The organism is Hymenobacter sp. GOD-10R (assembly GCF_035609205.1).
GTDB lineage: Bacteria > Bacteroidota > Bacteroidia > Cytophagales > Hymenobacteraceae > Hymenobacter.
Map to the genome: position 1 here is coordinate 726,655 of NZ_CP141184.1, position 10,494 is coordinate 737,148.

Here is a 10,494-nt window from a genome sequence, read left to right on the forward strand (position 1 = left end):
CGGTTAAAACTCGCTCACTACTGAACGCCGGTACTGCCGTAGCCGCCTGCCCCGCGCGCTGTTTCACTCAAGGCTTCGGCTAACTCCCACGTGATGGTTTCATGTCGAGCCACAATGAGCTGGGCCACCCGCTCGCCATCCTGCACGATGAATTCCGTGTCGGAAAGGTTGACCAGCAGCACCATCAGCTCGCCACGATAGTCTGCATCGATGGTGCCGGGACTGTTGACGATGGTAATGCCGTGCTTGTAAGCCAAGCCGCTACGAGGCCGTACTTGCACTTCATACCCAATTGGAATTTCCATGAACAACCCCGTCGGAATAAGCGCACGTTGTAGGGGCTTCAACGTAACCGGCTCCGTGAGGTTGGCTCGCACATCCAAGCCGGCGGCATGGGCCGTTTGATAAGCGGGCAGCGGATGCCGAGAACGATTTATAACGGGTATTTGCATGAGCAGAGCAACAGGCGTTTGCCATGTTTGGCAACAAAGATAGACCGAACACAATGCTAGGTGCATCGGCCAAGAAGATTTTGAAAATTTGCGTGATGTTGTGGCCGGCGACCTAGGTCTACTTTCGCGTTAGCTGTGGCGCCGAAGCCTGTTTTTTCGGGCGTTCCACCAAGTAGAGAAGACCCACAAAGAGGAGACAGATGCCCGCGTGGAAAGTATGACGCAGCCAGTAGTCGGCTACAGGGATAAACCATGAAATTGTGACTAACCCTACGGCGAGCAGCAACCAGCTCAGTAGCCGCGCCACAGGATAAGGAACTGGGAAGTGATAATTGCCTAGGTACCAGCATACGGCTGCCATCATGAAGTAGCAAGCTAGGGTCGTCAGGGCCGAACCCATGTAGCCGAGCAATGGAATGAGCAGGAAGTTGAGGGCAATGGTGAGCAGAGCACCGCCGAAGGAGATGTACGTGCCGAAGTAGGTTTTATCTGTCAGCTTAAACCACACTGAAAGGTTGTAATACACCCCTAGGAACAGATTGGCCAGCAATAGAATAGGTACTACACCTACACCTTCGCGGTATTCAGGGCGGCGAAGAAATAACAGGCTGAAATCCTCAATGTTGATGCTAATGAATACGAAAATTACAGCGCAGCTCAGCGTAAACCACTTCATCACTAAAGCAAAAGTGGCCGGAGAATTCTTCTCCGTGCTTTGGGCAAAAAAGAACGGCTCGGCGGCGTAGCGGAACGCCTGAATAACGAGCGACATAAAGATGCTGAGCTTGTAGCAGGCGCCGTATACGCCTACTGCCGCCAAGCTCGATTGACCCGGATAGAAACCTTGGGGGAGCCACCAACCCAGCAAAATTCGGTCGAGTGTTTCGTTAACCATGCCAGCCAGACCCATCAACATAATAGGATAGGCGTACTTCAACATCGGCCGCAACGGCTCCAGGTTCAAGTGGAAGCGGAAGTCAGTCAGCTCCTTACCTAGGAGAAGCAAGGTGATGATGCTAGCGGCCAAATTGGATAAGAATACATACCCAACCCCGATAGTGGGATTGTAAAGAGTTGCTATTAAAGGTTTAAGTGCAGCCAGATACTTGCCTTCCAGTATATCAGGGCAGAGCACGATAAAGAATAAGTTCAGGCCAACGTAGAGCAGAATGTTGGTCATGCGGATGGCTGCGAACTTACCCGCCTTGTTTTCGAGCCGCAGCCTAGCATATGGTATAGCCGCAATGGCATCTAGCCCCAAAATCAAAGCAATCCAGACGGCGTAAATGCTTTGCTCGGGCGGCAGACTCATGAACTGCATCAGAGGCTTGGCAATGAGCACCAGCAAGCCCGACAATACGACGCTACTCACAAGCAACAAGCTGAGCACCTCGTCGTACAGGCGCTTGCGGTCGGTGCCTGGCCGGTTGGCAAAGCGGAAGTAGGTTGTTTCCATGCCGTAGGTGAACAGCACGTTCAGAAACGACACATAGGCGTACAGACCAGTCACAACGCCGTATTCGGCCGCCGCAAACCGGGCCGTATACACGGGCACCAGCAGATATGACAGCACCCGCCCCAAAATACTACTTACGCCGTACACGGCCGTTTGGCCTGCCAGCTTTTTAGCTACACTCATTTGGGAATGTTGAGTGTTAAGTGTTGATTTTTGAATGAAGCAATGATCTTGCTATCAGCTTTGTAGCTAAAGTAAGTAGTGTTGCTTATCTACCATTCAATACTCAATACTTAACATTTATTTACCTGTAAACGTGGCTGCTCGCTTTTCTAAGAAGGCGCGAGTACCTTCCCGAAAGTCTTCGGAGCCGCAGCAGCGGCTGAAAGCATTCGCTTCTGTCTGGTAGCCGTGGCGTTCCTGGTCGAAGGCGGCATTCACGCAATCAATCACCAGCCCGACAGCAAGCGGCGCCTTGGTGAGAATACGTCCCAGCAACTGCTGGCAGAAGGGCAGAAGTTCCGCCGCTGGCACGACATGGTTGACCAAGCCAAGCCGCAACGCTTCATCCGCTTTGATCTGGTCACCCGTGAGCATGAGCTCCAGCGCCTTCCCTTTGCCGATAAGCTGCGTGAGACGCTGCGTGCCGCCGTACCCCGGAATTAGACCTAGGTTCACTTCAGGCTGGCCAAAGCGTGCATTTTCAGCGGCTACGCGCAAGTGGCAAGCCATGGCTAATTCGCAGCCGCCACCCAGCGCAAAGCCGTTTACGGCAGCAATAACTGGTTTGGAGCTTTCCTCAATCAAGCAGAATGCCTCCTGACCAAGCTCAGCGGCCCGCCGGCCCGTTATTTCATTGAGCCCTGCTAGCTCGGCAATATCCGCGCCTGCCACAAAGGCCTTGTCGCCGCTGCCCGTTAAGATGATGCCACGCACATCGGCATCGTCTAGGGCCTCCTGCATCGCCTGCCGGATATCCTCGATAGTAGCCGCGTTCAACGCATTGAGCTTAGCTGGTCGATTCAGCATAATGGTCAAGATGCCGGAAGCAGCATCGACCGTATAGAGTAGGTTTTCAAAAAGAGCCATGAGCAGCAAAAGCAAAAGCCGTCGAATAAGGCGCAAAGATAGGAGCAAAACCTTGGCGGCTCGTGAGAGGAGCTAGCAGTAGTTTATTACACTTGAACGTAGTGGAGATATGAAACTTTAGTTTCTATATTTACCTCGACTGTTGATCTTTTCACTTATAAACCTTTCTAAACTAATGGGTTTCGTAACCGAATTTAAGGAGTTTATCTCTAAGGGGAATGTGCTGGACTTGGCAGTTGGTGTGATCATCGGGGCCGCTTTTGGAAAAATCGTTACTTCCTTGACGGATGACGTGTTGATGCCATTCTTGGGTCTACTAACGGGCGGCATAGATTTTAAGAACTGGTTTTTTGCTCTAGATGGACAGTCCTATAAGACGATTGAACAGGCTAAAACCGCTGGGGCTGCTACTGTCAACTATGGCTTATTCTTGAATGCTATTCTTTACTTCTTCATCATCGCTTTTTGCGTATTCCTGCTCGTAAAAGCGGCTAACCGCATCAAGTTGCGCCCCTTGGCCGTGACCACCGTTGATCCAGGGCCAACGAAAGAGCAGGTGCTACTGATGGAAATTCGAGATGCATTACGCGGGCCTACTTTAAAACCTTAAAATAAGACAAGTAGTAAGTCTCTCTTTTTCTTGTAATTTGAACGAAGTTATTAAGTTACCCGTTAGCGGCTTGCATGGAACCATGCTCCGTAGCTCTGGCCTAGTGGTACGACCGATACTTCTTCATTGCATGAAAAAACTGATTGCTGCTACCTGTTTGGCAGTTCTATTCTTTGTTTCCCATGGGCAGGCTCAGACAGCGGATTCGAGCCCGTCGTCTATTATGCAAGGTGCCCCTGGTACTGAGCGTAGCACACGCAAAGCCAAAAAGAAGGATTCAGCAGCCGATGTTACCCAAATGCAGCGTCGGATGAGCATGAACCCCGAAGAAGCCAAGCGCGACCAGCAGATGGAGATTCTGGCTGCACGCTCGGGAGGCACATCAAACACGAGCTTTGGACGAGCTGCCGGACCTGCCCGCCAATTTGAAAAAAGCAGTGGCGGATTTACAGTGCGCAAGTTCAAAGACAACCGCATTGGCACGGCACGCCAAAAACGAGGGCAAACCCGGCCTGCTCCTGGCATTGACCCGAAGGGCAAGCCTCTCAGACACAAGTACAAAAAGAAACATCACTTCTTGTTTTTCTAAAGCATAAAAGGCCTGGCAGTTTTGCCAGGCCTTTTTGTTGAAATCAGTAGCTTCATTCATGCCGAACGACTAGGTACCGGCTTGTGTGAAGCGCTGTTTCTACTCTTTTGGCTTAGAACTTTGCCGTGAGTCCAAGCTTCAGATAGGTCATGTCATACCCAGCTTCCGCGAAAACGCCTACTTTTTCGGTGAAGAAGTAACGACCACCTAGGAAGATACCAGTAGCCAAATGCAAGCCCTCGTCGTTGTAGGCGTTTTGTGGATTTGGGTTCGTATTTGAGTAAGAGTTAAGACGTACACCTACTGTGAGGCCAGCGTACGTATCTATCTGCGGATTACTAGTTAGATTATAGTGGTAAGCACCACGGGCCATGAGCATAATATCTGTCCAGCTCGCTTTGTAGTCAGTCTTCGGAAAGTCATAGTAGTAGTGTTTATAGCCTAGCAGGCCTCCCACACTAAGAGTACCCGGGCCGAAGCTATCGGTGATGCCTTGCTCGTATGTGATGCTTAATGCTGGTGATTGCTTGAGGCTTCCAAAAACATCATACCCATGGTTGGCGCCTAATAGCCCAATACCAACGTTTACTGCTCTATCGCCTGCATGAAACGTAGAAGTAGTTTGCGGGTCATACATGGTATTGAGGACCGTTTGCACCTGCGAAACGCCCTTTTGCAAGGTAGTAGGTTCCTGTGAAGCAGGTGCGCTAGGTTTTGCCGGGCTGGTAGTAGACGTTTTTGAAGAAGAGGCTGGTTTCTTCGGTGTCTTTTTAGCTTGGGCTATTGCTGACCCGCTAACGAATACACAAGAGAGTAGGAGTAGCTGGGTGGCAAGCTGCTTTATCATGGGCATAAGAATAAGAAGAATGGTGCAAAGCCTTAAGCAGGTTCTACGCACTGTATACGCTTTACAAGCCGTTTATAGTACAAAGCTATTTACTTAATCTGTAAGTGGCTCAACCTAGGATACTACCAGTCGGTAGCTAGGAATAAACAAAAAACCTCAGCGATTACCGCTGAGGTTTTTTGTTTGAACAAACTATGGAAGCAGAACTTACAGGGTACGTTTCACTTCTTTTTCTTCGAAACCTTCAATGTTGTCACCTTCTTGTAGGTCATTGAAGTTCTTCACGCTGATACCGCATTCATAACCTTGGCGCACTTCCGACACGTCGTCTTTGAAGCGTTTGAGGTCCTGAATCTCGCCAGTATGTAGCACGATTCCGTTGCGTACCACACGCACTTTGGTTTTGCGAGTGAACGTGCCATCGGTTACCATACAGCCAGCAATAGTACCTATTTTGGTGATATTGAACACTTGGCGAACTTCAGCGTTGGCAACCACCACCTCTTGTACCGTCGGGGCAAGCATACCTTCCATGGCATCCTTCACCTCATTGATGGCGTTGTAGATGATCGAGTAGAGGCGAATATCAATCTGCTCCTGCTCGGCCAGTTTCCGGGCACTCTGCGAAGGACGTACCTGGAAGCCAATAATGATAGCGTCGGAAGCCGAAGCCAGTAGCACGTCCGATTCGGAGATGGCACCTACCCCTTTGGTAAGGATATTCACCTTCACCTCCGGTGTGCTCAGCTTGAGCAACGAATCGGAAAGTGCTTCTACCGAACCGTCCACGTCACCTTTCACCAGCACATTCAACTCTTTGAATGAGCCGATTGCCAAACGACGACCAATCTCGTCGAGTGTGATGTGCTTCTTGGTGCGTAGGCTCTGCTCGCGGGTGAGTTGCTGACGCTGGGTAGCTAACTCGCGGGCTTCGCGCTCTGTATCCATCACCTGAACCTTATCACCAGCTTGCGGAGCACCCGTCAAACCAAGTACCTGTACTGGAGTAGCAGGACCAGCTTGCTTCATCTTCTTACCGCGGTGGTCCGTCATCGCCTTCACACGACCGTAGTGCGGTCCTGCTAGTACGATGTCACCAACGCGCAACGTACCGGTCTGCACCAATACAGTTGTTACATAGCCTCGGCCTTTGTCAAGCGAAGCTTCGATTACAGTTCCTATTGCGTTGCGGTCAGGGTTAGCCTTCAGCTCAAGAAGTTCTGCTTCGAGCAGTACCTTCTCCAACAAATCTTCTATGCCAAGACCTGACTTCGCCGATACTTCCTGTGACTGATACTTACCGCCCCATTCCTCAACTAAGATGTTGATAGCTGACAGCTCTTCCCGGATTTTGTCAGGGTTGGCAGACGGCTTATCTACTTTGTTGAGAGCAATGACAATAGGTACACCAGCAGCTTGCGCATGGTTGATGGCTTCCTTGGTCTGTGGCATCACTGAGTCGTCGGCAGCTACCACAATGATAACAATGTCCGTCACCTTAGCACCACGTGCACGCATAGCGGTAAACGCTTCGTGACCAGGAGTGTCAAGGAAAGTAACGCGCTTGCCCGAAGCAGTCATCACGTCGTAAGCACCAATGTGCTGCGTGATGCCGCCTGCTTCACCCTTCGCTACAGTCGCATTACGGATATAGTCCAGCAATGACGTCTTACCGTGGTCGACGTGACCCATGATGGTCACGATTGGAGCGCGTGGCTGCAGATCCTCGTCGGCGTCCTCAATACCTAGGTCGGTTTCTTCCTCTTCAGCCGACAAGAACTCTACGTCGTAGCCAAATTCATCCGCGATTACGGTGATGGCTTCTGCGTCGAGGCGTTGGTTGATAGAAACGAACATGCCCATGCCAAGGCAGATTTTAATTACCTCGTTGACCGATACGTCCATCAACGAAGCTAGGTCGTTAGCCGAGATGAATTCCGTAACCTTCAGCGTCTTCGAGGCTAGCTCGTTCTGCTGGCGTTGTAAGTCAGCAGCTTCAGCGGCACCAGCACGCTTATCGCGGCGGTACTTGGCGCGGTTATTTTGTGAGCCACCACGACCCCCACTCAGCTTCGCTAAGGTTGCCTTGATTTGCTCTTGGATCTGCCGTTCGTTCTGTTCAGGAGTAACAGCTGGTGCTGCCGGACGCGGAGCGTTGGAGCCACCCTGATGGCCTTGACCACCCTGGCCTGGGCGTTGGTTTGGCCCGCCTGGGCGTTGCTGCCCTTGGTTGCCGCCTCCTTGCCGTTGCTGGCCAGGAGCGTTGTGCGGACGGTTGCCTTGGGGATGCTGGTTGCCTTGATTGCCACCTTGCCCTTGGTTGTTACCGCCTTGTCCTTGCTGACCACCCGTGTTAGGTGTGCCAGGAGTAGGAAGGCGTTGCCGCTTTTTCTTAGCATCAGCGTTTAAGCCACTCTTCCGGACATCAGAAGAAGCTACTGGGCGACGGTTGTTGTTACCTCCGCCACCACGTCGTGAAGAATCAACAGGCAATTCAATCTTGCCAAGAACCGTCAAGCCTTTCAGCTGGTCAGCTTTTGCTACGATCGTGCTCGTGTCTTCGGGCGTTGCAGGGCTTTCTACAGCAGCAGGTGTAGCCGGAGCAGGTGCTGCAGGTGGAGTGGGAGCAGTAGCTACTGGTGTTGGGGCCGGCTGAGGAGCAGGTGTAGCAGCTACTGGCGTTGGCGCAGGTTGTGCGACAGGAGCAGGTTGCGCAACCTGTGCTGGCCGTGCAACCGGAGCAGGTGCTGGAGTCGCTGTAGGTTGCGCAATCGGAGCTGGCTTCGCTTCTACGCGAGGCTGAGGCGTAACTGCTGCTGGCGCGGGAGCTGGAGCCGGTTTAGGCTCAGCTGGCGTAGCCGCTACGGGCGTAGGCTGGGCAACAGGTGTTGGTGCTGGAGCAGGCGCAGCAGGGCGTGGTGGAATTGGCCGGCCTTTCGCATCAAGCTCAATTTTACCTAGCACCTTCAAGCCAGGTGCCCGCGGACCATCCACAGGGGCTGGTGCAGGCGCAGGGGCCGCAGCAACTGGTGCCGCAGCAGGTGCAGGAGTATAAACAGGCGCAGCCGGCTGCGATGCAGGAGTCGGTGCTGGCCGCGCCGCCGGTGTAGATTCTTCTATGGATTTGGGAGCGGGAGCAGCAGGGGTTACAACAGGCGCAGCTACGCTACCATTGGCCTTAGGAGCCACGGGTTCAGGACGGGGCGGGACCGCCTCTATCTCGCTCTGGCGTTTTGCCTGACTGAGTTTGGAGGCTTCCATCTTATCCTGAGCCGACGACTCGAATGCTTTGTTGAGCAGCGAAACCTGCTCTGACGTTAGCTTCGTCGTTGGCTTGTTTTCGATGTTGTGCCCCTTTCCCGCCAGAAAGTCCACGACTGTGGCCAATCCGATGTTGAGGTCTTTGGCTGCCTGCTGTAGCCGTTTGGGTGTTGCTTCCGCCATTCTATGCTCGCGAACGATACTCGTATTCAGTTGCAAAGGTACTACATTAAATCTTGCCGAACGGCGTTAAATCACGCCACTTGGCTTGATTTAATGCCCTTGCCGGACCGGCCGCCGCGCACTCATTGCGCGTCGCCGGAATTTGCTTCTTCTTCGGAATCCTCAAATTCCTGCTGGATGATGCGGAAGACGTCCTCTACAGTCTCTTCTTCTAGCTCCGTCCGGCGTACTATATCTTCTTTACTTACGGCCAAAACGGCCCGGCCAGTGTCTAAGCCGATTTTCTTGAACTCAGCTAAAACCCAAGGCTCAATCTCGTCCTGGAACTCGTCCAGCGCGATATCCTCGTCGTAATCCTCGGCTTCCCGGAACACGTCGATTTCCATACCTACCAAGCGGCTAGCTAGCTTAATGTTAGCACCGCCCCGACCGATAGCTAGGCTTACCTGGTCTGGCTTTAAGAACACAGAAACCCGACCAGTTTGTTCATTAATCTTCATCGAGCCAATCTTGGCTGGCGACAAAGCCCGCTGAATGTAAAGTTCCAGGTTATCAGTGTAATTGATAACGTCGATGTTCTCATTCTCCAGCTCCCGAACGACAGCATGGATACGTGAGCCTTTCATACCAACGCAAGCCCCTACTGGGTCGATACGGTCGTCGTAGCTTTCTACGGCTACTTTGGCCCGCTCGCCGGGTTCCCGTACGATGTTTTTGATGGTGATGAGACCATCGTAAATCTCGGGTACTTCCTGCTCGAACAAACGCTCCAAGAAGGCTGGTGCAGCACGTGACAGAATAATCTTCGGCGTACCGTTGATGATTTCAACGCGGTGCACGACGGCACGCACTGTATCACCTTTGCGGTAGCGGTCTTTTGGGATCTGCTCTGCTTTAGGCAGTACTAGCTCGTTTTCTTCCTTATCAAGAATAAGTGCTTCGCGGCTCCATACTTGGTACACTTCGCCGGTGATAATCTCGCCCACCTGGTCTTTGTACTGCTGGTAGAGGTTGTCCCGCTCAAGGTCCTTCACGCGCTGAATCAGCGTCTGACGGGCCATGAGCACGGCGCGACGACCGAAGTCCTCGAGCTTTACTTCCTCCGCTACTTGCTCGCCTACTTCGTAATCGGGCTCTATCTTTTTAGCTTCCTCCAGCGGAATCTTATCGAAGTCCCAGATATCTTCTGAGTCATCGTCTACGATTTCGCGGTTGCGATAGATTTCAAGGTCACCTTTGTCGACGTTGAGGATGACGTCGAAGTTCTCGTCGGTCGTGTACTTTTTCCGAATCATCGTACGGAACACGTCCTCCAGGATGCTCATCATCGTGGGACGGTCAATGTTCTTGGACCGGGCGAACTCGGCGAACGATTCGATTAAGACGTGACTGTTCATTGTACGAATTAATGATTGTTAAATTGTTGATCGTAGGATGACTGAGTGTGACTAAGCACAAACGATAATCAGTCATTTAACCATGCAACTATTTATTTAAATGAAATAACCACTTTGGCTTCCTGGATGTCCGCAAACGGAACGAAGGCTGCCGGTAAGGTCTTTTTCTTGTTTTTTTCTTTTACTATCTCCGCTATCTGGATACCATTGGCGTCGGAAGACTCCAGCGTGCCGGTCTTCTCGGTACCATCGGCCATCTTTAGGCTGAGCGTACGGCCAGCGTGGCGTACGTACTGCCGTGGGTCGGTGAGGGGCTGATCAGCACCAGGCGAAGTAACTTCTAGCGTATAGCTAGCTTCTTCACCGTAGGCTTCATCAATACGACGGGCTAGACGCCGACTGACTTGAGCGCACTCATCAATACCCACGCCTTGGTCGCCATCCAATACTACTGTGACCTTGGGCCGAACAGCTGAGTCAGAAACCGAGAGGCTTACCATAAAAAGATCCAGGCCAGTGAGGCTGTCCTGAAGCATATCAGTAAGCTGGGTGGGATTAAATTTCATGAAAATAGAGCTAGGTGACAAAAGAAAGAGGGGACTACGCGTCC

General features: G+C 52.0%; 9 protein-coding genes. 2 read left to right on the forward strand and 7 right to left on the reverse strand.

The window, feature by feature from the left end; translation table 11 throughout:
- Positions 1-17: 17 nt before the first annotated feature.
- The 3 genes from dut to SD425_RS03020 all read right to left on the reverse strand — a co-directional run bounded on the left by dut (position 18) and on the right by SD425_RS03020 (position 2,997).
- A complete protein-coding gene (dut, locus tag SD425_RS03010; protein ID WP_324675264.1) occupies positions 18-452 on the reverse strand; it encodes a dUTP diphosphatase in 435 nt (144 codons plus the stop codon).
- Positions 453-570: 118 nt separating this feature from the next.
- Positions 571-2,091: a lipopolysaccharide biosynthesis protein gene (locus SD425_RS03015; RefSeq protein WP_324675267.1), complete on the reverse strand. Its 1,521-nt coding sequence runs from the start codon at positions 2,089-2,091 to the stop codon at positions 571-573.
- Positions 2,092-2,208: 117 nt separating this feature from the next.
- Positions 2,209-2,997 carry an enoyl-CoA hydratase/isomerase family protein gene (locus tag SD425_RS03020; protein ID WP_324675269.1) on the reverse strand — a complete coding sequence of 263 codons (789 nt, stop codon included), beginning with the start codon at positions 2,995-2,997 and terminating at the stop codon, positions 2,209-2,211.
- 175 nt (positions 2,998-3,172) lie between these two features.
- On the opposite strand from SD425_RS03020, the gene mscL reads away from it, so the two are divergent.
- Both mscL and SD425_RS03030 read left to right on the forward strand, forming a co-directional pair.
- Positions 3,173-3,607, forward strand: a complete 435-nt coding sequence (mscL, locus tag SD425_RS03025; protein ID WP_324675271.1) for a large conductance mechanosensitive channel protein MscL — start codon at positions 3,173-3,175, stop codon at positions 3,605-3,607.
- 130 nt (positions 3,608-3,737) lie between these two features.
- On the forward strand, positions 3,738-4,196 hold the full coding sequence (locus SD425_RS03030) for a hypothetical protein (protein ID WP_324675274.1): 459 nt from the start codon (positions 3,738-3,740) through the stop codon (positions 4,194-4,196).
- A gap of 112 nt (positions 4,197-4,308) precedes the next feature.
- Here the strand turns inward: SD425_RS03030 and SD425_RS03035 are convergent, their stop codons facing one another.
- The 4 genes from SD425_RS03035 to rimP form a co-directional block, all read right to left on the reverse strand.
- Positions 4,309-4,875 (reverse strand): hypothetical protein, encoded by a 567-nt coding sequence (locus SD425_RS03035; protein WP_324675275.1) that lies wholly within the window; start codon positions 4,873-4,875, stop codon positions 4,309-4,311.
- Positions 4,876-5,250: 375 nt separating this feature from the next.
- Positions 5,251-8,487, reverse strand: coding sequence for a translation initiation factor IF-2 (gene infB, locus SD425_RS03040; protein WP_324675277.1), 3,237 nt, complete (start codon positions 8,485-8,487; stop codon positions 5,251-5,253).
- 122 nt (positions 8,488-8,609) lie between these two features.
- Complete coding sequence (gene nusA / locus SD425_RS03045) at positions 8,610-9,884, reverse strand: transcription termination factor NusA (protein WP_324675279.1); 1,275 nt, start codon at positions 9,882-9,884, stop codon at positions 8,610-8,612.
- A gap of 92 nt (positions 9,885-9,976) precedes the next feature.
- On the reverse strand, positions 9,977-10,450 hold the full coding sequence (gene rimP, locus SD425_RS03050; RefSeq protein WP_324675281.1) for a ribosome maturation factor: 474 nt from the start codon (positions 10,448-10,450) through the stop codon (positions 9,977-9,979).
- Positions 10,451-10,494 lie beyond the last annotated feature (44 nt).